Raw genomic sequence first — 24,261 nt, 5'->3', positions numbered from 1 at the left:
TGGTCTATGCGGCATCTTGATACAAGGCCTCCCATGGCCTAAGTTTAGAATAATTCTAAGATAGGTGATAATCGTCATGTTCAGTCTTTTCCAGAAGGGCGGCAAGCGCCCCTTCGACACACTCTCCGAACAGGAGATCCTGGCGCTTGCCATTTCCTCCGAGGAGGACGATGCCCGCATCTACCTCGCCTATGCCGACCAGTTGCGGGCGGCCTATCCACAATCTGCCAAGGTCTTCGAGGATATGGCCGAGGTGGAGCATACCCATCGCAACATGCTGATCGAGATGCATCGGGACCGTTTCGGCGAGCGTATCCCGCTGATCCGGCGCGAACATGTGCGCGGCTTCTATGATCGCAAGCCGGACTGGCTCAGGAAGAACCTGACGCTGGACCAGATCCGCGAAGAGGCCTTGCAGATGGAAGAGGGGGCCTATCGCTTCTATCACGAGGCCGCCCAACACACCTCCGACGCCGGCATCCGCAAGCTGCTCGGCGATCTCGCCATGGCCGAACAGGGTCACGAGGAGATCGCGACCATGCTCGGCGACCGGCATCTGCCGGAGGATGCACGCGAGACGGAAGATGAAACGAAGAAGCGTCAGTTCATTCTGACTTATGTGCAGCCTGGCCTCGCAGGCCTGATGGACGGTTCTGTTTCGACGCTGGCGCCGATCTTTGCGGCCGCCTTCGCGACAGGCGATACCTGGTCGACCTTTCTGATCGGCCTCTCGGCCTCGGTCGGTGCGGGCATTTCGATGGGCTTCACCGAGGCAGCCCATGACGACGGCAAGCTTTCTGGCCGCGGCTCGCCGCTGAAGCGCGGCCTTGCCTCCGGCATCATGACCACGGTCGGCGGTCTCGGCCACGCACTGCCCTATCTCATCCCGCATTTCTGGACCGCGACGATCACCGCCATCGTCATCGTCTTCTTCGAACTCTGGGCGATCGCCTTCATTCAGAACCGCTACATGGAGACGCCCTTCTGGCGCGCGGCCATGCAGGTGGTGCTCGGCGGCTCGCTGGTGCTGGCCGCCGGGGTTCTGATCGGGCAGGGATGACGCAATGCGAGGAGCGGCTGCCTTCGCCTTAGACTGCGGCCTTCTTCTGTCGCGGCATCTCCTCGGTCTGGTACATGGACAGCGTATGTCCGTCTGGATCGGCAAATTCAGATGACCAGCCGCCGGGCGCATGGCTGACGGGTGTCACGATTGTGACACCCTGCTCGGCCAGTCCCGCAACCATGTCGTCGATGCCGCCGTCGTCGAGGTCGAAGACGATGATCGGTGAATTGCCGGGCCTGGTCTCCATTTGAAAGAACAGGAGATTGATGCCGTTGGCCGTCGAGGCAATGAGCCAGTCGGGTTCGCCGGGCTCGTTCGGCATGCGCTGAAGGTCGAGCCCCAGCGTCTCGCCATAGAAACGGGCCGTCCGATCGATATCGGCGACGTAGTAGCAGATATTGGTGAGTTTTTTGGATTTCAGCATGGAGAACTCCCGTGTTGGAATGCGAACATGATCATGTTGCCGCTGGCCGTATTTTCGTGAGGTTGCGTCCAAAAGAAATCAGATGACCGTCCGGATCATGGGTCGCAAGCATCGCGTCGACATGGCCGATCAGCGGACGCAGCGTCTGGCGGATCGAGCCGAAGGCGAGATTTCCGCACAGCCGTTCTGGTACTGCGCCAGTAAATTCAAAGGGACGCAGGCGTTTGCGGATGTCGCAGATCCTCTGGCGCAGCGCCGCCTCGTTGAGCTTCAGCAGATGGCGGATCTCCGCATGCGTCTGGCCGTTGAGAGCGAGCAGGAAGGTGGTTCTGAGGCCGGGCGGCAGGCGTTGCAGATGGCGGTCGAGGTCATTCGGCTCGGCCGGTTCGCTGGTCTGCGGTTGCCGAAACACGAAGACGCTCTCCCGCTGCCGTCGCCTTACCGCCGATCTCGCCACGAAGCTACTGCGATGGCGCAATACGCCGCGTAGCCAACGCAGGTTCTCCGGCTTGGAAAGGTCTTCCCGGCCTGCGGTGATAGCCGCGACGAGCGCGTCCTGGAGAAGGTCTTCCGCCTCGTCCGCCCGCCTGCTGAGGCGTCGCGCCTCGTCGAGAAGCTGTCTGAACTGTCTGGCCTGCACGATGTCCCCCACTCACCAGTTATGGTGGCAGAGCCCGGCTGACCCGACAAGCAACAGAGATTGAGTTTGGCTGAGGTGACCGATTGCGTCAGGATGAATGGTCACATGCCTGCAATAATCCGTGGATATGGCGCCTTCATGAAAGCATCTCCCGCGACCATCGGTCTGGGCGTCACCATGACCATTGGTTACGGCACGCTCTACTATTCCTTCTCCGTGCTGGCTCCCGAGATCGCTCGCGAATTCGGCTGGGGCCAGAGCTTCGTCTTCGGCGTCTTTTCTTTCGGGCTGCTGGCGGGCGCGGTGGCAGCCCCCGTGCTCGGGCGCTTGGTCGATCGATACGGTGCACGCCTCATCCTTTGTCTCGGTTCCGTCGCGGCAGCACTTTCGCTCGCGCTGTTTTCGGTGATGGAGAATGCCTGGCAATTCGCGGCGATCACGCTCGTCGCCGAATTCATCGCGCTTGCGGTACAATACGATGCGGGCTTTGCAGCACTCGCCCAGAGCCATGGCCGCGAGGCGCGCGCCCATATCACGCTGGTGACGCTGATCGCGGGCTTTGCCTCCACCGTCTTCTGGCCGCTCCTGCAATGGCTGCTCACCATCATGACCTGGCGCGACATCTACCTGGTGATGGCCGCAATGAACCTCTTGATCGCGCTGCCGATCCATCTGGCTCTGCCAAGGGCGCGGATGATCGCGCCGGAGGAGACCGTCCGTGAAGAGCAATCGACCGGTGAGCCTGTTCTCGACGGCGAGCGCAAACGCCGGATGATCCTCATGGCAACGGCCTTCGCCGCCGGAGGTTTCGTCATGTCGGCGGTGGGGTCGACACTTCTCGTCCTGATGCGCGACCTCGGCTATGCCACGGCAATGGCAACGCTTGCTGGCAGCCTCATCGGTCCAAGCCAGGTAGCTGCCAGGCTGATCGAATATGTCAGACGCAACCTTTTCTCGCCGCCGCTGACCGCAATCATCGCCGCATCGGCCATGGCGCTGAGCCTCGCCATTCTTGCCGGCGCACTGGTCCAGCCGATGGCGGCTTTCTCCATCGCCTTTGCAATCTTCTACGGGGCAGGGCAGGGGCTGACCTCGATCGTGCGGGGCGTCTTGCCGCTGCACTACTTCGGCGCTGCGGGCTATGGGCGGACCATGGGCACGCTCGCGTCCGCCCGCATCATCGCCTCGGCGATTGCGCCTGTGTCCGTGATCTGGCTGAACGAGACGGTCGGGACCAATGCAGCTCTGGCTGCATTGGCAGGCATGGCCGGCCTTGCCGTGATCGCGACCCTCGCGCTGACGCGCGAGAGACAAAGCTGACCGATTTTACTGCAGCGCGCCGACGAGAACGTCGGAGGTGCCGTTCTCGATGGTGACCCAGCGGCCGGTGTCGGTCGAAGACTGGCGCTTGAGGAAGGCATAGCGCGTCTCGGTCCAGAGCTTGACGTCGTCGTTGAGGTTGTCGAGCACGAAGTCGCCGGACTGGGTGCGGACCGTCAGCACGGCATGACCTTCGCCATCCGGCTTGCGCACGACGGTGATCAGGAGATCGGCCGCATTGAATCCGGCTTCCATCAGCTTCTTGCGCTTCAACAGCACGAAATCCTCGCAATCGCCGAGATCGACCGGATAGGCCCAGACTTCCTCGCGGCCGTAGATCTCCGCATCCGTCATGGGGACGATGGCGTGATTGACGCTGGCATTGATGTCGCGGATGACGCTCCAGCCGTGATCGGTGACCTTCGGTGGCACCGAAGGACGGGTCCGGATGCTGCATTCATCGGCGAGGGCCTTGCAGAATTCGTAATGGCCGATGGGCTGGGATGTCACGGCGCCGGTGATCATCGATCGCAATGTCTGCGGTGCCGAAAGACCCGCATGGGCAGGTGCGAGCACCGCAACTGCAATGATCAGCGCCTTGATGGCGCGCGAGCCGTTCGTCATGAACACGTCCCCTGTATCCTTAACAAAAGGTTAAGATTGCGACAGGACGTGAGTCAACGGCGCGGGAGGCTCTCTCCCGCGCAATTCATCCGGTATGGTTAAAATGCGACAGTTCGAACAGCCGAAATGAGAATCGGTTCCCAAGATCGAGGAGATATAGAGACACCGAAATACTCAGATCGTTGAAAGTATCGCCGATTTCATCTTGGCGATGTCTTCTGGACGGGAAAGCCGGTGGTCGCCATCGCGAATCAGCGTCAGCACCACGTCGTCGAGCGGCAGGAATTCCATCAGCTTCAGGGCGTGCTGATAGGGCACGTCCGGGTCCTTCATGCCCTGCAGGATATGGACCGGGCAACCGGTCTCGATGAGCCCGGTCAGCACCCGGTTCTCGGCCCCGTCTTCCATCAGGTCGCGGGTGAAGATGTTGGGCTCCGGGCTGTATTCGGACGGCTCTTCGAAATAGCCGCGCTCGGCCAGGGATTGCCGCTCTGCCGCAGTCAGGCTGGGCTCGATGAGCTCCGATGTGAAGTCGGGTGCCGGCGCGATCAGCACCAGACCATCGACCGAGAAGGGCAGGCCGAGGCGCCGTGCCTCCTGGATGACGCGAAGCGCAATCCATCCACCCATGGACGAGCCGATCAGCACGACCTTCTTGACGCCCGACGAGGCAAGCACGGCAAGTGCTTCCTCGGTCCAGCGCGAAATGGTTCCCAAGCGGAAATCGCCGCCGGATACCCCGTGGCCGGAATAGTCGAAGCGTATGGCGGTGAGCCCCTGATCCCGGGCGAGAGCGTCCATTTCGATTGCCTTGGTGCCGGCCATATCGGAGCGATAACCGCCGAGCCAGACAAGCGCCGGCCGGTCCGTCTCGGTTCCCATGCGGGTGATGACCGCGATGTCGCGGGCTGCATCGCCGGAACCGACGGTCAGTGTCGTCTCTCTGAGGATATTGGCTGTGTCGGTCATCGCGTGCTCCTTTTGTCGAATGCTGTAAAACACATCCAGGAAGTGCGCGACAACAGGTGATTTTCTTTCGCAAGCATGCTATTGACACTGCCGTCGCAGATATCACATAGCCCTTTGACGCGGATGCGCGCGGGTTTACGCTGCGACATTCCGAAATGTTTTGAGGAGAATACGACCATTCGCAGACCGTTCAAGACCGATGCCCCCGTAAAGGACGGGCCGCGCTCCAACCGTGAAATCCGCATTCCGAAAGTCCAGCTGATCAACGAAGAGGGCGAGAACCTCGGTGTCGTGGCGACGGATCAGGCGTTGCGCATGGCCGAAGAGGCCGGACTGGATCTGGTCGAGATTTCGCCGAATGCCGAGCCTCCGGTCTGCAAGATCCTCGACCTGGGCAAGCTGAAATACGCCAACCAGAAAAAGGCGGCCGAAGCGCGCAAGAAGCAGAAGATCGTCGAGGTCAAAGAAATCAAGATGCGCCCGAACATCGACACCCATGACTATGAGGTGAAGATGAAGGCTATGAATCGCTTCTTCGAAGAGGGCGACAAGGTCAAGGTGACGCTCAAGTTCCGTGGCCGCGAAATGGCCCACCAGGAACTGGGCATGAAGCTCCTGCTTCAGGTCAAGGAAGACACCGCGACGATCGCCAAGGTGGAAGCCGAGCCGAAGCTCGAAGGTCGCCAGATGATGATGGTGCTCGCGCCGCGTTGATTGCTGCCGCATGGCAGGACCGGATGAAGCCGCCTTACGGGGCGGCTTTTTTCATGCGTGGTTTTTGCCGGTTCCTTGTCTGACAGAACGCTGATCGTCACAGCGGCCGCTCTGTCAGCGGCGTTGATGCATGATCCCTCCATCGAAAGCGATTGCGAACCTGGAGGAATTCAAGATGACCCGATTTCTGCGCCGGACCTTGCTGGTCTCGACCACGGCATTGGCCGCACTCACCCTGATCCCCGCGATCGCCTCGCTCGCGCCCTCTACCCTTGCATCCTTCGTCGTCAGCCAGGCCGAAGCGCGTGGCGGTGATGATGATGGTGGCAGCGACGACAGCGGTGACAGTGGCGGCGGCGGTAGCGATGACAGTGGTAGCGACGACAGCGGCAGGGACGATAGTGGCCGCGACAGCTCCGACGATGACGATGACGACAGCTCGGGTCGGGACCGGGACCGCGACCGCGATCGCAACCGTAGCGGCGATGATGATGACGATGATGGCTATGACGACAGCGACGATCGTTATGATGACAGCGCCGAGGACGGCAGCCGCCGGAGCGGCAACCGCGATCGCGACGAGATCCGCCTTATCGTCAATAACACCCAGCTGCAGGGCTTGCTCAGCGGCTCCATGATCCCCGTCGACCAGAATGGCAAGCGTTTGCGCTTCGAGGTTGAGCAGGAGCATGGCAACACGGAAATCAAGCTTCGGGCCCCACGCGGCACGCTGTCCAGCGTGACCGTGGTCCCCGCCATCTGACCAGTTCGAAGCGGTGAAGCCCGAGCCGCCGCGGGCACCCTCTCACCGTTTCGCCCCGCCCGGCCCCCACCGGGCGGGGATAGCTTTTCTCCTGTTGGCGCAAGTCTCGGCCCGCGCTACTCTCCGACAAACCCGAACAGAGCCTGTATGGATCGTCGTCTTTTCATTCTTGCCTTTTTGAGCCTCGGTCTGGCCTCCGCCATGCCGACGTCATCGGCATGGGCAAAGGACGGAGGGGATGATGGCGACAGCGATGACGGCGGCGGTGGCGACAGCGGCGGTAGCGGCGGCAGCGGATCTGACGACGATGATGATGATGACAGTGGCAAAGATGACGACAAGGACGACAAGGACGACAAGGAGGACCGCAGCGGCTCGGGACGTGGCTCTGATGATGACAACAGGGACGACGACGACGACCGATCCGGCAGCTCCAGGCGTGAGCGCGACCAGAAGGAGGCGCGCGAAGCCGTCAGGCGCGGAGAGATCCTGCCACTGCGGGAAATTCTAAAACGGCTCGACGAGCAGGGCGGCGGACGGGTGATCGCCGTCGATCTCAACATGCAGGCTCGCAAGCCCTTCTATACGTTGAAGGTGCAGAGCGGTTCGAGTGTCAGAACACTCAAGTTCGAGGCGGCGACCGGCCGCAAACTCAATATCTTTGGATGGTGACACATGCGCATTCTGCTCGCGGAGGACGACCAGACCATTGCGGACCACACACGTTCGAAGCTGGAGGCGGAGGGCTTCATCATCGAACATTTCAACAATGGGCCCGATGTCTGGGCCGAGGGCGAAACGGGCGACTATCAGGCGATCATCCTCGATCTGGGCCTGCCTGGCATGGATGGCCTGTCCATCCTCAAGCGCTGGCGCGGAGCCGGTGTCGAGGTTCCGATCTTGGTCCTGACCGCACGAGGATCCTGGATGGAACGGGTCGACGGCTTCGATGCCGGCGCTGACGACTATCTCCCAAAGCCATTCCGCAGCGAGGAACTCATCGCCCGTCTGAAGGCTCTGTTGAGAAGGGTTCATGGCCGCGCAAAGGCGACTGCATCAGCCGGAGGTTTCGTGCTCGACGATACCTCCCGTCGCGTGACCTTCGAGAGCCGGCCGATCGAGCTTACGCCGCTCGAGTATAGGCTGCTTTCCATGCTGATCGCCGAGCCGCACAAGGTCTTCGATCCGATCGAGATTGCGCGCCAGGTTCAGGGACGGGACGACGAGCAGGCCAAGAATGCGGTTGAGGCAATGATCGCGCGCATCCGCCGCAAGACCCATCCGTCTGCCATCGCGACCCGCCGGGGTTTCGGCTACACGCTATCAGGCGAGGAGGCATGACCCAGTCGCTACGTCTGCGCCTGTTCATTGGCGCCGTTCTGGCGATTGCTTTTGTTCTGCTCCTCGTCGCCTCCGGCCTGAGCCGGATCTTCTCCAATTATGTCGCAGACCGCTATCATGCCGACATGTCGGCGATCATCGATCAGTTGGCCGCCGGCGTCGAATTCCCCGCCGGCGTTGCGCGCATGACGGACGAGCCAGGTGATCCGCGCTTCGAACTGCCGGGCAGTGGCCTTTACTGGGAGGTGATCGCCGGAACCGACCAGGTCTTCCGCTCCCGTTCGCTCTGGGATGTCGAGCTGCTGCCCGAGACCCTGAAACACGGCGCCTACGGATTTCGACAGGGCGAAGGGCCGGATGGTGAACCTCTGTTGCTTCAACTGCGCGAGGTTCAACTCGAAACGCCGGAAGGCAATCGGCCTCTGACGCTGCTTGCCGGTTTCGATCAAAAGATGATCGATGATGCCATCTCTAAATTCCATGGCGCGATGACGATCATGCTCGTCCTCACGGCTGCCGTCCTGCTGGCGGCGGCTTTCCTGCAGATCGGCATCGGCCTTGCGCCGCTGTCGAGATTGCAGCAGGCGCTTTCTCTCGTCCGTTCCGGACGGACCGACCAATTGCCCGATGCCGGCCCTACCGAGCTCCGTCCTCTCGTCACGGAGCTCAACGGCCTCCTGAAGGAGAGGGAAACGGCCGTCGAGCGCGCCCGTGCCAGAGCAAGCGATCTAGCCCATGGCCTGAAGACGCCGCTCACCGTTCTGCTGCAGCTCGCAGACAATCTGCCCGAGCGCGAGCGCAGCATGATCCGCCAGCAGGTCGATCTGATCCGGCAACGCTCCGACCGGCAGCTGCAGTCGGCAAGGCTCGGCGTCGAGCAGATGGCGCAGACGGGCCTGGCCTCGCTCACCGGCAAGCTGATATCGGTTCTGACGCCGGTCACGTCAGCGCGTGATGTCGCCTGGAAGGTCGATGTCGATGATCAGCTGACAGTCGACATGGATCCAGCCGACCTCGCAGAGGCGCTCGGCAATGTGCTCGACAATGCCACGCACTTCGCCAAAACTCAGATCGCTGTCGTGGCGGAGCGCGACGGGAAACATATTCGGCTCGAAGTCGAGGATGATGGTCCAGGTGTTGCCGAGGCAGCGATCCCGGAAATTGCTGCTCGCGGTGTCCATCTGGTGGAGGACGAGGGTACGGGGCTGGGGTTAGCGATCACCTCCGATATTCTGAACGCCTATGGCGGTGCCATCGCCTTTTCGCGGGGGGCAACCGGTGGCCTCAGAGTGAGCTTGCTTTTGCCGGCTGGCCTGTAAACGAAGATTCCGATCGCCACCCGTTGCGCTTTTTCAGGTCTACGGTTATAAGCGCGCGTCCGAACGGTCCGGCAGGGCATGCCGTGGCCGTTCTTTATGCTTGAAAACGGGCATTCGTCAGCCTGTTTCGATACAAGAACAATGGAGTAGCAAAATGCCCAAGATGAAGACGAAATCTGCCGCCAAAAAGCGGTTCAAGATCACGGCGACCGGCAAGGTTCTCGCCGCCGCTGCTGGCAAGCGCCACGGCATGATCAAGCGTTCCAACAAGTTCATTCGCGATGCCCGCGGCACGATGGTTCTGGCTGAACCTGACGGCAAGAAGGTCATCAAGAACTACCTGCCAAACGGTCTCTGAGACCCGCTCGCTGTTGGACAATTAAGGAGATCATGACATGGCACGCGTAAAACGTGGCGTAACTTCCCGCGCCAAGCACAACAAGGTATTCAAGCAGGCCAAGGGCTTCTACGGCCGCCGCAAGAACACGATCCGCGCAGCAAAGGCTGCCGTTGATCGTTCCAAGCAGTTTGCTTACCGCGACCGCAAGAACAACAAGCGCAACTTCCGCGCTCTGTGGATCCAGCGTATCAACGCTGCAGTCCGCGAATTCGGCCTGACCTACGGCCGCTTCATCGATGGCCTCAACAAGGCTGGCATCGAAGTCGACCGCAAGGTCCTTTCCGACCTCGCCATCCATGAGCCGGCAGCATTCGCGAAGCTCGTAGAAGCTTCCAAGAAGGCACTCGCCTACCTCAAGGACGCAGGCACGGCCAACGAGTTTGAAAGCGCGGTCAAGTAACCAGCGCTTCCCAGACTGAATTCAAGTATTGGGAAACCCGCGCTGGCAGGGCTGGCGCGGGTTTTTTCATGTGATCTTCATGCCGCCGGGAAATGGTGGCGAGACAATGGGGCAGGAAACGGAAACATGTCCGATCTCGACAGTTTGAAGACGACGCTTCTCGCTGACATCGCCGCTGCTGCGGACGAGGCTCAGATCGAGGCTGTGCGCGTGGCGGCCCTCGGCAAGAAGGGGTCCGTCTCGGAACTCTTGAAGACGCTCGGCACGATGACGCCGGAAGAGCGCCAGACGCGCGGTGCCGCGATTAACGCGCTGAAGAACGAGATCACCGAGGAAATCGGAACCCGCAAGACGGCGCTGAAGGACGCGGCGATCAACGCCCGCCTGAAGGCAGAGACGCTGGATGTCTCGCTGCCCGTGCGCTCCTCGCCGGCCGAACGTGGCCGCATCCACCCGATCAGCCAGATCGTCGACGAGATCACCGCGATCTTCGCCGACATGGGTTTCTCGATCGCCGAAGGTCCCGATATCGAGACCGACTATTATAACTTCACGGCGCTGAACTTCCCCGAAGGCCACCCGGCCCGCGAGATGCACGACACCTTCTTCCTCTCTCCCGACGAGAACGGTGAGCGCAAAGTGCTGCGCACGCACACGTCGCCGGTGCAAATCCGCACCATGGAGGCCCAGAAGCCGCCGATCCGCATCGTCATTCCCGGCAAGACCTATCGCCAGGACTCGGACGCTACCCATTCGCCGATGTTCCACCAGGTCGAAGGCCTCGTCATCGACAAGACGGCCAATGTCGCGAACATGCGTTGGATTCTCGAGGAATTCTGCAAGGCCTTCTTCGAGGTCGACAGCGTCACCATGCGCTTCCGCCCGTCCTTCTTCCCCTTTACCGAACCGAGCTTCGAGGTCGACATCCAGTGCGACCGCTCGTCGGGTCCGATCGTCAAGTTCGGCGAGGGCAAGGACTGGATGGAAATCCTCGGCTGCGGCATGGTCCACCCGAACGTGCTGCGAGCTGGCGGTCTTGATCCCGACGAATACCAGGGCTTCGCCTGGGGCATGGGCCTCGACCGCATCGCCATGCTGAAATACGGCATGCCGGACCTGCGCGACTTCTTCAACGCCGATGTCCGCTGGATGAGCCACTACGGCTTCCGCCCGCTCGATGTGCCGACGCTGTTCGGCGGTCTGAGCAGCTGATTGGCACAATGCGTGGCTGCCCCGATGAATGAGGGGTGGCCAGACGGAGGGGTGGATGAAGCCCGCTTCTCCGAGTGAATGAAGGCAAATGCGACGTGATTGAACATCTCGACAACATGCGGCCGGTCGATCTGCTTTGCGATGACGACCTGCTGCATGTGGAACTGACGGACGGTCGTATCGTCAGCGTCCCGGTCTGGTGGTACCCGCCCCTTCAGGAGGCGATGCCGGTGGAGCGGAACAACGTGGAATTCATGCCGTCGAGCATCCACTGGCCCGACATCGATCTCGATGTGACGGTGGTCAGCATGCTCCTCGGAAGACAGGCATCAGGCGCGCGACCGCTGGACGTCTCGGGCAAGATACAGATGGGAACGAGACAGTAAGAACAGGATCCTTCAGGTTGAAGGAGATTGTGCAAGGGGTGAGCTGATGCCGACGGTCCTTCGCAAGTATGGGTTCCGCTTTCATTTCTACTCCGCCGACCGATATGAGCCGCCTCATATTCACGTCGATGGCAATGGAGGTGAAGCGAAGGTCTGGCTTGCGGATCTCAAGGTCGCGGAAGCCGGGGGCTTTAGCCAGAGAGACCTTGCACGTATACTGGAAGTGGTCGCGGAACACAGGCAGCAGATGCTGGAGGCATGGAATGACTATTTCGCATGATTCCTATCCAGAGGCGGAGCGCCCGACCGAGGCCTGGTGCGACCCGCATACGGTCCACGTTCGGCTCGCCGACGGACGGCAGGTATCGACGCCGCTGTGGTGGTATCCGCGCCTTCTGAACGCAACGCCTGCGCAGCGCAACAACGTGCATCTCATGCTCGCGGGGGTTCATTGGCCTGATGTAGATGAGGATTTGTCGATTCGAGGCATGCTGGCAGGCTGGAAGGCACCGGGCGCCAAAGCGCCCGACAAGGCGGCCTGATTGACGCGCCGGCCTATCGACGAGACCGCGACGGAATACTGAATTTGCGCGAGACGCGCATTGAGGAAGACGAGAAAGTTCAATGAAATTCACACTCTCCTGGCTGAAGGATCACCTGGAAACTGAGGCCTCGCTCGACGAGATCTGCGAGCGGCTGACCGCGATCGGGCTTGAGGTCGAGGATGTCGATGACAAGGCGGCCTACAAGCCTTTCGTCATCGCCAAGATCCTGACGGCGGAAAAGCATCCTGAGGCCGATCGCCTGAAGGTGCTCTCGGTCGATGCCGGCGACGGCAAGCCAGTGCAGATCGTCTGCGGCGCGCCGAATGCCCGCGCCGGCATGATCGGCGCTTTGGCGCGTCCGGGCACTTATGTGCCGGGCATTGATGTCACGCTCTCCGTCGGCAAGATCCGCGGTGTCGAGAGCCATGGCATGATGTGCTCCGAAAAGGAGCTCAACATCTCCGACGATCACAACGGCATTATCGACCTGCCCGAGGATGCGCCGGTTGGAACCTCCTTCGCATCCTATGCCGGCCTCGACGATCCGGTCATCGAGATCAACCTGACGCCGAACCGTCCGGACTGCACGTCGGTCTTCGGCATCGCCCGCGATCTCGCAGCCTCCGGTCTCGGCACGCTGAAGGCCCCGAAGGCGCCCGCCTTCAAGGTCGAGGGCGAAACCCCGCATCAGGTCAAGCTGGAGCTTGAAGACCATCTTTGCCCGGGCTTTGCCTATCGCCTGGTGCGCGGCGTGAAGAACGGCCCGAGCCCGAAATGGATGCAGCAGCGGCTGCTCGCGATCGGGCTTCGTCCGATCTCGGCGCTTGTTGACGTCACCAACTACATGACCTTCGACCAGGGTCGTCCGATGCATGTCTTCGACGCCGACAAGGTCAACGGCGCGCTGGTCGTCCGCCGCGCAAAGGAGGGCGAGGAAATCCTCGCGCTCGACACCCGCACCTACAAGCTCAACCCGAACAATGTCGTCATCGCTGACGACAACGGCCTGGAATCCATCGGCGGCATCATGGGCGGCGAGCATTCCGGCTGTGACGAGAACACCGTCAATGTGCTGATTGAGTCTGCCCTCTGGGATCCGATCAACATTGCCAAGACCGGCCGTGCGCATGGCATCATCACCGATGCGCGCTATCGCTTCGAGCGTGGCGTTGATCCGGAATATATGGTCCCGGGTCTGGAGCGCACCACCGAGCTGGTGCTCGAAATGTGCGGCGGTGTTGCGGCCGAAAAGAAGGTCGAGGGCTACAAGGGTCACCAGAAGAAGGTCGTTGATTTCCCCTATGCGGAAGTCAAGCGCCTGACGGGTCTGACCGTTTCCAACGACGAGTTGCGCCAGATCCTGACAGCCCTCGGCTTCGAGATCCTGTCGGGCGACGAGACCTCGGCCAGGGTTTCCGTGCCCTCCTGGCGTCCTGATGTCGATGGCAAGGCCGATCTCGTCGAAGAAGTCATGCGGATGCACGGCGTCGACAAGATCAAGCCGGAGCCCCTGCCGCCGACCGGTTCGGTCAATGCCAAGATCCTGACCACGTTGCAGATCCGCACGCGTTCGGCCCGCCGGGCGCTTGCCTCGCGCGGCATGCTGGAAGCCGTCACTTGGTCCTTCATCTCGGCCGAGCATGCCAGGCTCTTCGGCGGCGGCAGCGAGAAGCTGAAGCTGGTCAACCCGATTGCATCAGACATGTCCGACATGCGGCCTTCGCTGCTGCCGGGTCTGCTGACGGCTGCACAGCGCAATGCCGACCGTGGCTTTGGCGATGTGGCGGTCTTCGAAGTTTCCGGCACCTATGAGGGCGATACGCCCGAGACCCAGCGTCGCGTCGCCGGTGGTGTACGCCGTGGTACGGCCTCGATTGCTGGTTCCGGCCGCATGTGGTCGAACAGTGCCAAGGGCGGCGGCAAGCCGGTTGATGTCTTCGACGCGAAGGCCGATGCACTCGCCGTGCTCGAAGCCTGCGGTATTCCCACGGGCAATGTGCAGATCGAGCAGGGCGGCCCCGAATGGTATCACCCCGGCCGGTCCGGCACGATCAAGGCCGGCCCCAAGGTTATCCTCGGCACCTTCGGCGAATTTCACCCGAAGACGTTGGAAGCGCTGGACGTGTCAGGCACGCTCTGCGGCTTCGAGATCTATGTCGACGCTCTGCCGGAGCCGAAGAAGAAGGCGACCCGCACCAAGCCGGCGCTGGAACTCTCGGCCTTCCAGATGGTGAAGCGCGACTTTGCCTTCGTCGTCGAAAAGGCGGTCGAGGCGGGCGCGATCATCAAGGCGGCGACAAGCGCCGATCGCAAGCTGATCTCCGGCGTCAATGTCTTCGATATCTTCGAGGGCGCATCCGTCGGCGAGGGCAAGAAGTCGGTGGCGATCGAGGTTCTGATCCAGCCGACCGACAAGACGCTGACCGACGAGGATTTCGATACACTGACGAAGAAGATCGTCGGCAATGTCGAGAAGTCCACGGGCGGCACGCTGCGCGCCTGATCCTGTGATGGCGGGCGGACCTGGGCCGCTGGCGATGAGACAAAGAAAAAGCCCTTTCCCTGCATGTCAGGGAAAGGGCTTTTTGATGTGTACCCGACGGTCATGACCGTCGGTAAGGTCGGGCTTCGTCATCACACCTCACAGGCTGACGCGACGGCCTTCCTTGTCGGCGGACTTGCGGTCGTCGCCGTGCTTGGCAAGGATCGCCTTGGCGTCTTCGACCGAGATGCGATGCTTCTTGGCAAAGGGAATGGGCTCATAGCCCTTGGTGTTGTCGTCTGCCATGCTGGTCTCCAATTCTGGAAATGCGCCGGCAGAATGCCGGAGCCTGGAATGTCGCGCTAAACGGGGAAGAAAAGCTCGTCGATGGCGAGCGGATGCGACGCGTGCGAAGGGCGTCGCCTATGAACCCTATGTAGGGATTGGCGACCGAAAGCTCAATACTTCTTCTTGCGCAGCGTCTTGTTGCCCTTCGGCCCGGAATAGACGGGTGTGCGGTCGCGGTTCTCCGCCTGCAATTGTCGCCACCGGTCGAGACGCGCCGGGTCGAGGCTACCGTCCTGGACCGCCGCCTGCACGGCGCAGCCCTTTTCGTGCGAATGGCTGCAATCTCGGAACTTGCAATGCGGCACAAGCTCGGTGATTTCGGCAAACAGCGTGTCGATCCCGTCCGTGATGTCGCTGACATAGAGCGTGCGGATGCCGGGCGTATCGATCACCCAGCCGCCGCTTGCGATTGCATGCAGGGAACGTGCCGTCGTCGTATGCCGCCCCTTGGCATCATGCTCGCGGATCGCGCCGGTCTTCTGCGCCGTCTCCGCGCCGTGACCGGCAAGCGTATTCACCAGCGTCGACTTGCCCACACCAGAAGAGCCGACCAGCGCAACGGTCTGGCCGGGGCCGCACCAGGGCATCAAGGGGTCGATGGCTTCAGACGAGCGGGCGTTGACGATGACGACAGGCAGATCGCGCTGCAGGCCTTGGGCCTCATCCGCGTAGATGGAGGCATTGTCGACCGTATCGGCCTTGGTGAGCACGATGACGGGCCGCGTGCCCGCCTCATTGGCCATCACCAGATAACGTTCCAGCCGCGCGGCGTTGAAGTCCGCATTGCAGGAGGTGACGATGAACAGCGTATCGACATTGGCCGCGGCAAGCTGCTGGCCAAAAGCGCCTTCGGTCCGCCGTTGCAGCACGGTCTGGCGATCCAGGCGGCGCGCGAGCAGTCCGGTATAGGGCGCGGCAAGAACCCAGTCGCCCACGGCAAAATCGGCCGTGTTGCTGTTGGGCGGAAGCTCGATCTCCACCGGCCCCGTCGCATCGATCGCCTCCAGGCGGTCGCGATGCACCGAGGAGATGCGGCGCACAAGGAGCTCGGCCTCGTCAGCCGTCACTTGCTCGGTGAAGAAGGCGCTGAAACCGAGCCGCGTGAGCGCGGCAGTATCGTTAAGGCCGGTCAAGGGCGGATCACGGAGTTGGAACGTGGGGCCATGGGCACTTTCAGCGTTGGGATCAGACGGTGACGCTTCTCATAGCGCAGAATGTCGTCGCTGACGCGGGAAATCGACCGCGCCATCCGTCACGGCGGAAGGATCTGTAGTCAGCCCTTCAGTTCCGCCGGCTCGACAGCGTTAAGGGGCTGTCGGCTCGGCAGGCGCGCAAACATCACTGCATTGCCGGCGAGCGTGAGTGCGAGACCCACCATCGCGAGCGGGGTGAAGTGATAGTCCTCGTAGAGGCTCGAAAGCGTCAATGCGACCACCGGAAAGAGCACGGTGGCGTAGGCCGCCTTCTGCGAGCCGATGCGCAAGACCAGCATCAGATAGGTGGTAAAGCCGATGACGGAGCCGATGACCGAGAGATAGACGAGGGCGGCGAGATACGTCTGGTCCGCCGGCAGCACGATGGGCGTGCCGGTGATGCCGATCAGGGCGAGAAGTGCTGCCGAGCCGTAGCTCATGCCCCAGGCATTGGCGGTGACAGGCGCGATGCCTTCAGCGCTGTTGCGGCGGGAGGCCATGTTGCCGAAGGAAAAGAACAGCGTGCCGAGCGCCGAAAGGCCGATGCCCTTCCAGCTGTCCGGATTGACGGCGATGAAGATCTCGGGCCCGAAAAGCAGCGCAAGTCCGGTGGCGCCAAAGCCTGCGGCGACCAGCGTGCGCGGCTTGATCTGATCGCCGAAGAAGATCCGGGCATTGACGGCGTTGTAAACAGTGGCGAGCGAGAAGACGACGGAGATGAGCCCAGACGGCACATAGCTCGCCGCGTGATAGAAGCAGAGGAAGTTGCAGCAGAAGAGCGACAGCGCCTGGACGAGGATGAAGGGCTGCTGCTTGAGCGTCGGCACCTTCAGGCGACCTGTGAGGGCCAGCACGCCGACGAGCAGGAGGGCGGCAAGGGCGAAGCGATAAAAGACCGAGACCAGCACGGGCACCGGCCCGATCTGCAGCGCGATCGCGATCCAGGTCGTGCCCCAGATCAGCACGGTCGACGAGAAGAGAAGGAGATTGGTCATGTCATGCGCCTCGCTTTCGAGACGCAGGTAACGCAGCTGGCGCCATCCGTTCTTGCATGATCTTGCGGTGAACAGCACTGAGGCGGCCACGCCTATCCGATTGGTGATGGCGCAGCGCATCAAGCGCGCTAGAATGCAGACGATCTTTCAAGGACCATCCATGCTGCACACCGCCACCGTCTTCGGCTCCCTGTCCGCCTCTTCCCGTGCCGAGCGTGGGGAAACGCTTGACCTTGGCGAGGGCCGGGCAAGTGCGATCTGGCGCAACAGCCATGATCGCATGCGCTATGAGCGCACCGACGGGCATACCTTCAGCTGTTACCTGCGCGGCGGCGACGGCACGCGGCGGATCGATGCCGGCAGCATCGCCGGCTGGCCGGGTGCGCTCTGCATCATGCCGCAGGGGGCGTCTTCCGAATGGGAGATCACCGACAACTTCGAATTCGTGCATCTCTATGTCGCTGACGATGAACTGCGTCGCCTGTTCTCGGAGACCTTCGACCGCGATGCCCGGCTGATGCTTCTGCCAGAGGCGACCTTCGACGAGGCGCCGAAACTCGCGGAGGCGCTGGTGCATCTGGCCGCTGCCACGCAGGGCGGCAACCGGCTGCTGGCCGAACAGGCGATCGTCGCGGCCGTCGGGCAGCTCTTTGCCGACCCTCGTTATGGCGGTGAGCGGCGTCCGGTGCTGCGTGGCGGTCTGGCTCCCGTGCTGCGCCGGCGGCTTGTGGAGCACATCGAGGCAAGCCTCGACCAGACAATCACGCTGAAGGATTTGGCGAAGCTGGCGGACTTGAGCGAATTCCATCTGCAGCGGATGTTTCGCGCAAGTTGCGGCGTCTCACCGCATGACTTCATCCTCAACCGCCGTATCGATCGCGCAAGGCGTATGCTGGCCGGTAGCGAACCGATCGCTCAGATCGCCTCGGCCTGCGGTTTCAGCAGCCAGAGCCATCTGACGCGCATGTTCAAGGCCGTCACCGGCACGACGCCATCGGCCTATCGCCGGGCGGTCGGCGGCTGAGCGAGATGGTCGATTTCTCAGCCGCATCGGCGGCTCGTCCGGGTCAGGACTGCCCGGCAATCATGTCGACCTAGCGGACCGTCCGCGAGAATTGGATCAGCGGCCGGCCATGATGCGCCGAGGGCTCAACATGGGCATCGATCGAGAATACCTCGCGACAGAAGTGCGATCTGGTGCTGCACGTCGAGATGGTTGGTCGGCTCGTCGAGGATGATTTCCTTCGGGGCTTGAGCCAGGGCCCGGGCGATATGCGCCCGCTGCCGTTCGCCGCCGGACAGGCTCTGCCAGGTATGGTCGCGCTTTGCCACCATCCCCGCCCGCTCCAGCGCCTGCTCGACGGCTGCCTGGTCTTCCGCAGTCCAGGCGGAGAACATCGAGCGATGCGGGAAGCGGCCGAGCTTGACGACGTCGACAACCTTCAGATTGGCATTGGTTGTCGCATGTTGTTCGACGAAGGCGACGCGCTGCGCCATCGTCTTGCGGGCGATCGACTGGATATCGTGTCCCTTGAGGCTGATGCTGCCCGAATGGGGACGCTTCAATCCTGCGAGCAGCCGCAGCAGCGAGGTCTTGCCGGAGCCGTTCGGGCCGAGCAGGCCTAGCATCTCGCCCGGACGTGCGGCAAAGCTCACCTTGTCGAGAATGGTCTTCGACCCGATCTTCCAGGTGATGGTGTCGGCCGTGATGCTCATGTCGGGCGCTGGAAACGATAGAGGATGATCGAGAAGACCGGCATGCCGACAAGCGCGGTCACGACGCCGATGGGCAGCACCTGCTGCGGAACCAGGATCCGCGAGGCGATATCGGCAAGCACCATGAAGATGGCTCCGCCGATCGCGCAGGCCGGAAGCAGGCGGATGTGGAGCGGCCCAACGAGGAAGCGCGCAGCGTGCGGGATGACGAGGCCTACAAAGCCGATCGAGCCGACCATGCTGACGATCGTCGCCGTCAGCATGGCGGTGAGACAGAAGAGCGCGAGCCAGGCGCGACCGACATTGACGCCAAGTGCTGCGGCGGCCTCGTCGCCGAAGGCGAAGGCGTCGAGGATGCGGGAATAGGCGAGGCAGGCGATCAGGCCAAACCCGACGACCACGGAGACCAGTATGAACTCGGGCCAGCGCACGCCGCCGAAGCTGCCGAGCAGCCAGAACATCACATCCCGCGCCTGCTGGGCATTGCCGGCAGTCGTCACGATATAAGAGGTTGCGGCGTTGAAGAGCTGGGATGCAGCAACGCCAGCCAGAATGGTGCGGTCGGCCCCGCCGCGCGTGCCGTTGGACAACAGGACGACGAAGAGGAAGGCGGCGAAGGCCCCGGCGAAAGCGCCGGCCGAGAGGGAGACAGCACCGGAGCCGAAGCCGAGGATGACGATACTCACGGCCCCTGTGGAGGCGCCGGCCGAAATGCCGAGCACATAGGGTTCAGCCAGCGGGTTGCGCAGCAGCGACTGCATGATGGCGCCCGAGATCGCGAGCCCCGCACCGCAGAAGGCCGCGACAAGCGCCCGGCTCAGCCTGTAGTCCCAGATCACGGCTTCATGGATGCGATTGAGCTCGGCTGTCGTCCAGCCGAGCTTGTTGGAGATCGCAAGGAAAGTGGTGGTGATCGAGATCGGCAGATCACCGATCCCGACACTCAAAGCCACCACGAAGACGGCGGCAGTCAGTGCCAGCGCGACGTCTTCAACGCCCGTTCCAGAACCCGAAACGGGCGCGCATCGCCCATGTGCGCGACGTTGAAGCGCATGAAACCGTCTGATGACAGCGATGGGCTGAAGACGTTGCCGGGCGCCAGCACCACCCCCTGCGGCAGGGCGGCCTGCGCAAGCGCGGTGGAACTGACACCTTCCGGCATCCGGCACCAGAGATAGGGTCCGCCGCGCGGCGCGAGCACGGGATGGATGCCAAGCTCCCCGAGCCGGGTCCCCACCGCGCGCCGCTCTGTGTCGAGCCGCCGATGCAATTGCTCGAGATGTTTGCGATAGCCGCCGCTTGCGAGCACGCCATGGATCGCTTCGGTCGCAACCTGGCTTGGGCCGCCAAACTGGATTGCAACCTGGAGGTCAGTGAGGAGCCGGATCCGCTCGGGGTCGGCGGCGATGAATCCTGTGCGCAGCGAAGCAGAGATGGTCTTGGAGAAGCTGCCGATGCGTATGACCCGGGAAAGCCCGTCGAGCGTCGCAAGTGTCATCGCAGGCTCCGGCTCGAAATCGGAAAAGATGTCGTCCTCGACGACCAGCATGTCCGAACGCGTGATGATGCCGAGCAGCTGGAAGGCGATCTGCGGCGAGAGCGTAGCACCGGTCGGATTGTGCAGACCGGAATTGGTGAGATAAAGCCGCGGCGCCTCGCGGGCGACGGCGGCCTCGAAGGCAGCAATGTCAGGGCCGTTTTCCGTATAGGGCACGGGAATGGCAATGGCCTGGTGGGCGCGGAGCAGCGTCTGGAAATTGAAGTAGCAGGGATCGTCGACGATCACGCGGTCGCCGGGGCGCAAAAGCAGCCGGCAGACCAGATCGAGCGCCTGTGTGGCGGACCCGGCAAGCAGCACCTGATTCTCGGAAAGCGGAATCGACTGCTGACGCAGTCGCGTCTCGACGAAGCGCCGGAGGCCAGCACTGCCGCGCGAGGGTCCGTAATCCGTCATGAGGCTGGTCGCCTGGCGGAGCACGTTTCGCATGGCGGCATGCAGCAGGGCGGTCGGCATCCAGTCCGGCGGCAGCCAGCCGCAGCCGGGCTTGGATGTGCCTGGATCGGCGTCCAGCGCCTGACGCGCTACCCAGAAGGGATCGACTTCAGGGGGCCTTGGCGGCTCAAGCCGGACGAGGGGTGCTGGCGTGCGACCGGCCTCGGTGACGAAGAAGCCGGAGCCGGGGCGGGCCCGGATCAAGCCTTCGGCGGAGAGCCGGTCATAGGCTTCGACCACAGTCGAGGGCGACACCGAAAGCTCCGCAGCCAGCCGCCGGATCGAGGGCAGACGGTCGTTTGGTACGAGCTGACCCGAACCGATGCGGCCTCGAATAACGGCCATGACATGGGCCGTGCGTGACGCTGGTGGCTCCAATGGTTGAACGCGCTCGTTCATCTGTATGGCCTTTGTCGTCAATACAGTTTGACTAGATTGTATCGATCCATATCTGGATGCGCCAGCCCCTCCGCGCGATAGGGGAGGCCAGACGAATGGAGACGAAAATGACGACTTCGTGGAAGGCCTGGGCGAGTGGTTTCATCGGCGTGCTGATCTTCAGCGGCTCACTGCCGGCAACGCGGGTGGGGCTTGCCGATTTCGCCCCGCTGTTCCTGACTTCGGCGCGGGCCGTGATCGCCGCACTTCTGGGAGCGGCCCTGCTGATCGCGATGCGGGAGAAGCGCCCCCTGCGCGGCGATCTGTTGCCGCTGGCCATCGTCTCGCTTGGTGTCGTGGTCGGCTTCCCGCTGCTGACGGCGCTGGCGCTGCAGAGCATCAATTCCGCCCAGTCGATCGTCTTCATCGGATTGCTACCGCTTTCTACCGCGCTGTTCGGCGTCTTGCGGGCGGGGGAGCGCCCATCAGCGGTCTTCTGGATGTTCTCCGTCACGGGAGCGGCGCTCGTGGCCGGCTTTGCGCTCTCGGGGACGGCGGACATGGCGGTGCAAGGCGCAGTGCTGATGATTGCGGCGGTAATCGTTTGCGGCCTGGGTTATGCCGAGGGTGCCCGCCTGTCGCGTCGGCTTGGCGGCTGGCAGGTGATCAGCTGGGCGCTGGTGCTGTCGCTGCCGGTGATGCTGCCACTCGCGCTTTGGACACTGCCGCAGGATCTTGGCGCCGTGTCGATGTCAGGCTGGTTGGCTTTGGCTTACGTCTCGCTGTTCAGCATGATGATCGGCTTCATCTTCTGGTATCGCGGTCTGGCGCTGGGCGGCATTGCCTCGGTCGGGCAGCTGCAGCTGCTGCAACCCTTTCTCGGTTTTGTGCTTGCCGCAGGGCTGTTGCATGAGAAGGTCAGCCTTCCCATGCTGGCGACAGCCCTGCTGGTCGTTCTCTGCGTGGCGGGTAGCCGGCGCTTTGCTTGAGGGAGACCTTTAGCGCCCCGCCATCTTGGCCATGGCCTCGCCATACCGTGCGCCGGCCACCTTGTCGGGCGAGACGACGGAAGACAGCGTGGCGAGCTCTTCGGCCGAGAGCGTGATCCCGGTCGCATCGATGTTGCTGTCGAGATTGGCGATCTTGGTCGTGCCGGGGATCGGCACGATGAAATCGCCCTGGGCGAGAACCCAGGCAAGCGCCAGCTGGCCGGGTTTCACGCCCTTGTCCGCCGCCATGGTTTCGAGCGCGGTAACCAGCGCAAGGTTGGCGTCGAAATTCTCCTGGTCGAAGCGCGGCAACCCGCGGCGGAAGTCGTTCTCGCCGAGCTTGGACAAATCCTTCAAGGCACCCGTCAGCATGCCGCGACCAAGCGGGGAGAAGGGCACGAAGCCGATGCCGAGCTCGCGGCAGGTGTCGAGCACACCGTTGGTCTCGGGGTCGCGGGTCCAGAGTGAATATTCGCTCTGGATGGCCGAGATCGGATGCACGGCATGGGCGCGTCGCAGCGTTGCCGCACTTGCTTCGGACAAGCCCAGCGCCTTGACCTTGCCTTCCTTGACGAGGTCCGCCATCACGCCGACGGTCTCCTCGATCGCAACGTCGGGGTCGACGCGGTGCTGATAGAAGAGATCGATGACCTCGACGCCGAGCCGCTTCAGCGACGCCTCGGCGACGGCCCGCACATGCTCCGGCCGGCTGTCGAGGCCGGAAGGTCGAGCGGCCTTGGCCTCGTCGCCGATGGTGAAGCCGAACTTGGTGGCGATCACCACGTGGTCGCGATGCCGCTTCAGTCCCTTTCCGACCAGTTCCTCGTTGGTGAAGGGTCCATAGACCTCCGCCGTATCGAAGAAGTTCACGCCACGTTCGATGGCGTGATCGAACAGCGTTTGCGCCGCTGCCTCGTCGATGTTGGTGCCATAGCCATGGCTCATGCCCATGCAGCCGAGGCCGATGGTCGATGTGGTGAGGGTGCCGAGTTTGCGAGTCTTCATGATCATGCTCCGGCTTGGTTGAGTTGTTTCATCTGCGCGGTCGTCAGCTCCAGTTTCCCGGCCGCGATCAGGCTTTCAAGCTGGCGCAGGCTGGTGGCAGACGCAATCGGCGCGGTGACGCCGGGCTGTGCGGCGATCCAGGCGATCGCAACGGTCGCGGGGCTGGTGCCAGTTTCGGCCGCGATCTGGTCGAGAGCGCCCAATATATCGAAGCCACGTGCGTTGAGATAGGGCTCCATATCCTCGCCGCGTGCCTTGCCCTCGGTATCGGCAGCACTGCGATATTTGCCGGTGAGGAAGCCCGAGGCCAGCGCATAATAGGTGATGACGCCGATCTCCTCGCGCTGGCAGAGCTCTGCGAGTTCACCCTCGAATTTCGAGCGTGTGTAGAGATTGTATTCCGGCTGGATCACGTCATAGCGACCAACGCCCGCCTTAGCTGCCGCATCGAAGGTCGCCTGCAGCTGTTCGGCGTCGAGGTTGGAGCAGCCGATCGCGCGCACCTTGCCGGCATCCTTCAGCTTGGCGAAGGCGGCAAGGCTCTCCTCGTCATCCGTTTCCGCATCCGGCCAATGGGCGAGATAAAGGTCGATATAGTCCGTCTGCAGACGGCGCAGCGAATCTTCGACCGCCTCTGCAATGCGGCGCGCGCTGAGGCCTCGCTTCTTGCCTCCGAGATCGGCCCCGACCTTGGTGACGATAACGGCATCTTCGCGCTTCACACCACCGCGCTTCAGCCAGTTGCCGATGATCGTCTCACTCTCGCCTCCGATATTGCCGTCGGCCCAGAGCGAATACATGTCGGCCGTGTCCATCGTGTTGAAGCCGGCCTCGAAGAAGCGGTCGAGAATGGCAAACGACGTCTTTTCGTCGGCCGTCCAGCCGAAGACATTGCCGCCGAGCACGACGGGAGCGATCGAAAGGCCGGTGCGGCCGAGAGCACGTTTCTGCATGGAAAGCCTCGGGAGGGGTTAAGGGAGCGACGGAAAAGGCAGGTTAGCAAGCGTCGGTCGAAGAGGCCATTCAGAAGCGTTGATCGAAC

Annotated in this window: 27 protein-coding genes and 1 pseudogene; 16 read left to right on the top strand and 12 right to left on the bottom strand. The window is 62.5% G+C overall.

Going from position 1 to position 24,261, the window contains the following annotated elements; genetic code table 11:
• Positions 1 to 76: 76 nt before the first annotated feature.
• On the top strand, positions 77 to 1,060 hold the full coding sequence (mbfA, locus tag SJY08_RS17330; protein WP_069042526.1) for an iron exporter MbfA: 984 nt from the start codon (positions 77 to 79) through the stop codon (positions 1,058 to 1,060).
• A 28-nt stretch (positions 1,061 to 1,088) separates the two neighbouring features.
• Here mbfA and SJY08_RS17325 read toward each other — a convergent pair whose 3' ends face one another.
• Both SJY08_RS17325 and SJY08_RS17320 read right to left on the bottom strand, forming a co-directional pair.
• Entirely contained in the window at positions 1,089 to 1,487 is a 399-nt protein-coding gene (locus tag SJY08_RS17325) for a VOC family protein (protein WP_377277177.1), read from the bottom strand.
• A gap of 31 nt (positions 1,488 to 1,518) precedes the next feature.
• The gene (locus tag SJY08_RS17320; protein WP_377277175.1) at positions 1,519 to 2,127 is read right to left on the bottom strand and encodes an RNA polymerase sigma factor; all 609 of its coding nucleotides are present in this window, start codon (positions 2,125 to 2,127) and stop codon (positions 1,519 to 1,521) included.
• A 138-nt stretch (positions 2,128 to 2,265) separates the two neighbouring features.
• Here SJY08_RS17320 and SJY08_RS17315 point away from each other — a divergent pair, with 138 nt between their 5' ends.
• The gene (locus SJY08_RS17315; RefSeq protein WP_377277173.1) at positions 2,266 to 3,447 is read left to right on the top strand and encodes an MFS transporter; all 1,182 of its coding nucleotides are present in this window, start codon (positions 2,266 to 2,268) and stop codon (positions 3,445 to 3,447) included.
• Between the two features lie 6 nt (positions 3,448 to 3,453).
• Here SJY08_RS17315 and SJY08_RS17310 read toward each other — a convergent pair whose 3' ends face one another.
• Both SJY08_RS17310 and SJY08_RS17305 read right to left on the bottom strand, forming a co-directional pair.
• Positions 3,454 to 4,071, bottom strand: coding sequence for a transglutaminase-like cysteine peptidase (locus SJY08_RS17310; RefSeq protein WP_054151436.1), 618 nt, complete (start codon positions 4,069 to 4,071; stop codon positions 3,454 to 3,456).
• A 174-nt stretch (positions 4,072 to 4,245) separates the two neighbouring features.
• Entirely contained in the window at positions 4,246 to 5,040 is a 795-nt protein-coding gene (locus tag SJY08_RS17305; protein ID WP_377277171.1) for an alpha/beta hydrolase, read from the bottom strand.
• A gap of 177 nt (positions 5,041 to 5,217) precedes the next feature.
• On the opposite strand from SJY08_RS17305, the gene infC reads away from it, so the two are divergent.
• The 12 genes from infC to pheT all read left to right on the top strand — a co-directional run bounded on the left by infC (position 5,218) and on the right by pheT (position 14,623).
• Positions 5,218 to 5,754 carry a translation initiation factor IF-3 gene (infC, locus tag SJY08_RS17300; protein WP_236759370.1) on the top strand — a complete coding sequence of 179 codons (537 nt, stop codon included), beginning with the start codon at positions 5,218 to 5,220 and terminating at the stop codon, positions 5,752 to 5,754.
• A gap of 175 nt (positions 5,755 to 5,929) precedes the next feature.
• Positions 5,930 to 6,517, top strand: coding sequence for a hypothetical protein (locus SJY08_RS17295; protein WP_246727458.1), 588 nt, complete (start codon positions 5,930 to 5,932; stop codon positions 6,515 to 6,517).
• A 147-nt stretch (positions 6,518 to 6,664) separates the two neighbouring features.
• The gene (locus tag SJY08_RS17290; RefSeq protein ID WP_377277168.1) at positions 6,665 to 7,189 is read left to right on the top strand and encodes a PepSY domain-containing protein; all 525 of its coding nucleotides are present in this window, start codon (positions 6,665 to 6,667) and stop codon (positions 7,187 to 7,189) included.
• A gap of 3 nt (positions 7,190 to 7,192) precedes the next feature.
• On the top strand, positions 7,193 to 7,858 hold the full coding sequence (locus tag SJY08_RS17285) for a response regulator transcription factor (RefSeq protein WP_054151413.1): 666 nt from the start codon (positions 7,193 to 7,195) through the stop codon (positions 7,856 to 7,858).
• A complete protein-coding gene (locus SJY08_RS17280) occupies positions 7,855 to 9,177 on the top strand; it encodes a HAMP domain-containing sensor histidine kinase (protein ID WP_300889813.1) in 1,323 nt (440 codons plus the stop codon). The genes SJY08_RS17285 and SJY08_RS17280 overlap by 4 nt, the downstream gene beginning before the upstream one ends.
• 154 nt (positions 9,178 to 9,331) lie before the next feature.
• Positions 9,332 to 9,535: a 50S ribosomal protein L35 gene (gene rpmI / locus SJY08_RS17275; RefSeq protein ID WP_054151415.1), complete on the top strand. Its 204-nt coding sequence runs from the start codon at positions 9,332 to 9,334 to the stop codon at positions 9,533 to 9,535.
• 37 nt (positions 9,536 to 9,572) lie between these two features.
• Positions 9,573 to 9,977, top strand: a complete 405-nt coding sequence (gene rplT / locus SJY08_RS17270; RefSeq protein ID WP_006725066.1) for a 50S ribosomal protein L20 — start codon at positions 9,573 to 9,575, stop codon at positions 9,975 to 9,977.
• A gap of 126 nt (positions 9,978 to 10,103) precedes the next feature.
• On the top strand, positions 10,104 to 11,189 hold the full coding sequence (pheS, locus tag SJY08_RS17265) for a phenylalanine--tRNA ligase subunit alpha (RefSeq protein ID WP_377277164.1): 1,086 nt from the start codon (positions 10,104 to 10,106) through the stop codon (positions 11,187 to 11,189).
• 95 nt (positions 11,190 to 11,284) lie between these two features.
• A complete protein-coding gene (locus tag SJY08_RS17260; protein ID WP_054151437.1) occupies positions 11,285 to 11,575 on the top strand; it encodes a DUF2442 domain-containing protein in 291 nt (96 codons plus the stop codon).
• A gap of 46 nt (positions 11,576 to 11,621) precedes the next feature.
• On the top strand, positions 11,622 to 11,855 hold the full coding sequence (locus SJY08_RS17255) for a DUF4160 domain-containing protein (protein ID WP_054151417.1): 234 nt from the start codon (positions 11,622 to 11,624) through the stop codon (positions 11,853 to 11,855).
• A complete protein-coding gene (locus SJY08_RS17250; RefSeq protein WP_054151418.1) occupies positions 11,839 to 12,117 on the top strand; it encodes a DUF2442 domain-containing protein in 279 nt (92 codons plus the stop codon). The genes SJY08_RS17255 and SJY08_RS17250 overlap by 17 nt, the downstream gene beginning before the upstream one ends.
• Before the next feature lie 82 nt (positions 12,118 to 12,199).
• The gene (pheT, locus tag SJY08_RS17245; RefSeq protein ID WP_377277161.1) at positions 12,200 to 14,623 is read left to right on the top strand and encodes a phenylalanine--tRNA ligase subunit beta; all 2,424 of its coding nucleotides are present in this window, start codon (positions 12,200 to 12,202) and stop codon (positions 14,621 to 14,623) included.
• Positions 14,624 to 14,761: 138 nt separating this feature from the next.
• On the opposite strand, the gene SJY08_RS17240 is transcribed toward pheT, so the two are convergent.
• From SJY08_RS17240 to SJY08_RS17230, 3 genes are all read right to left on the bottom strand, one after another.
• Entirely contained in the window at positions 14,762 to 14,908 is a 147-nt protein-coding gene (locus tag SJY08_RS17240) for a hypothetical protein (RefSeq protein WP_166600004.1), read from the bottom strand.
• A 152-nt stretch (positions 14,909 to 15,060) separates the two neighbouring features.
• Positions 15,061 to 16,083 carry a ribosome small subunit-dependent GTPase A gene (rsgA, locus tag SJY08_RS17235; RefSeq protein WP_377277158.1) on the bottom strand — a complete coding sequence of 341 codons (1,023 nt, stop codon included), beginning with the start codon at positions 16,081 to 16,083 and terminating at the stop codon, positions 15,061 to 15,063.
• 140 nt (positions 16,084 to 16,223) lie between these two features.
• Positions 16,224 to 17,138: a DMT family transporter gene (locus SJY08_RS17230; protein ID WP_377277156.1), complete on the bottom strand. Its 915-nt coding sequence runs from the start codon at positions 17,136 to 17,138 to the stop codon at positions 16,224 to 16,226.
• A 280-nt stretch (positions 17,139 to 17,418) separates the two neighbouring features.
• Between SJY08_RS17230 and SJY08_RS17225 the strand changes: the two genes are divergently transcribed.
• On the top strand, positions 17,419 to 18,162 hold the full coding sequence (locus tag SJY08_RS17225) for a helix-turn-helix domain-containing protein (protein WP_377278652.1): 744 nt from the start codon (positions 17,419 to 17,421) through the stop codon (positions 18,160 to 18,162).
• A 158-nt stretch (positions 18,163 to 18,320) separates the two neighbouring features.
• On the opposite strand, the pseudogene SJY08_RS17220 reads toward SJY08_RS17225, so the two are convergent.
• The 3 genes and pseudogenes from SJY08_RS17220 to SJY08_RS17210 all read right to left on the bottom strand — a co-directional run.
• Positions 18,321 to 18,854 (bottom strand): annotated as a pseudogene (locus SJY08_RS17220) (ABC transporter ATP-binding protein); the annotation flags it as partial.
• On the bottom strand, positions 18,851 to 19,834 hold the full coding sequence (locus SJY08_RS17215) for a FecCD family ABC transporter permease (RefSeq protein WP_377278650.1): 984 nt from the start codon (positions 19,832 to 19,834) through the stop codon (positions 18,851 to 18,853). The gene SJY08_RS17215 and the pseudogene SJY08_RS17220, both read right to left, overlap by 4 nt.
• On the bottom strand, positions 19,825 to 21,246 hold the full coding sequence (locus tag SJY08_RS17210; protein ID WP_300889819.1) for a PLP-dependent aminotransferase family protein: 1,422 nt from the start codon (positions 21,244 to 21,246) through the stop codon (positions 19,825 to 19,827). Before SJY08_RS17210 ends, SJY08_RS17215 begins: the two co-directional genes overlap by 10 nt.
• Before the next feature lie 107 nt (positions 21,247 to 21,353).
• Between SJY08_RS17210 and SJY08_RS17205 the strand changes: the two genes are divergently transcribed.
• Positions 21,354 to 22,214, top strand: coding sequence for a DMT family transporter (locus tag SJY08_RS17205; RefSeq protein ID WP_300889820.1), 861 nt, complete (start codon positions 21,354 to 21,356; stop codon positions 22,212 to 22,214).
• Positions 22,215 to 22,223: 9 nt separating this feature from the next.
• Here the strand turns inward: SJY08_RS17205 and SJY08_RS17200 are convergent, their stop codons facing one another.
• Together SJY08_RS17200 and SJY08_RS17195 are read right to left on the bottom strand one after the other, a co-directional pair.
• Complete coding sequence (locus SJY08_RS17200; RefSeq protein WP_377277153.1) at positions 22,224 to 23,219, bottom strand: aldo/keto reductase; 996 nt, start codon at positions 23,217 to 23,219, stop codon at positions 22,224 to 22,226.
• Positions 23,220 to 23,221: 2 nt separating this feature from the next.
• The gene (locus SJY08_RS17195; protein WP_377277151.1) at positions 23,222 to 24,172 is read right to left on the bottom strand and encodes an aldo/keto reductase; all 951 of its coding nucleotides are present in this window, start codon (positions 24,170 to 24,172) and stop codon (positions 23,222 to 23,224) included.
• Between the last annotated feature and the right edge of the window lie 89 nt (positions 24,173 to 24,261).

The organism is Rhizobium sp. R86522, from assembly GCF_042466255.1.
Classification (GTDB): domain Bacteria; phylum Pseudomonadota; class Alphaproteobacteria; order Rhizobiales; family Rhizobiaceae; genus Allorhizobium.
This window is presented reverse-complemented; position numbering and strand designations above follow the sequence as displayed.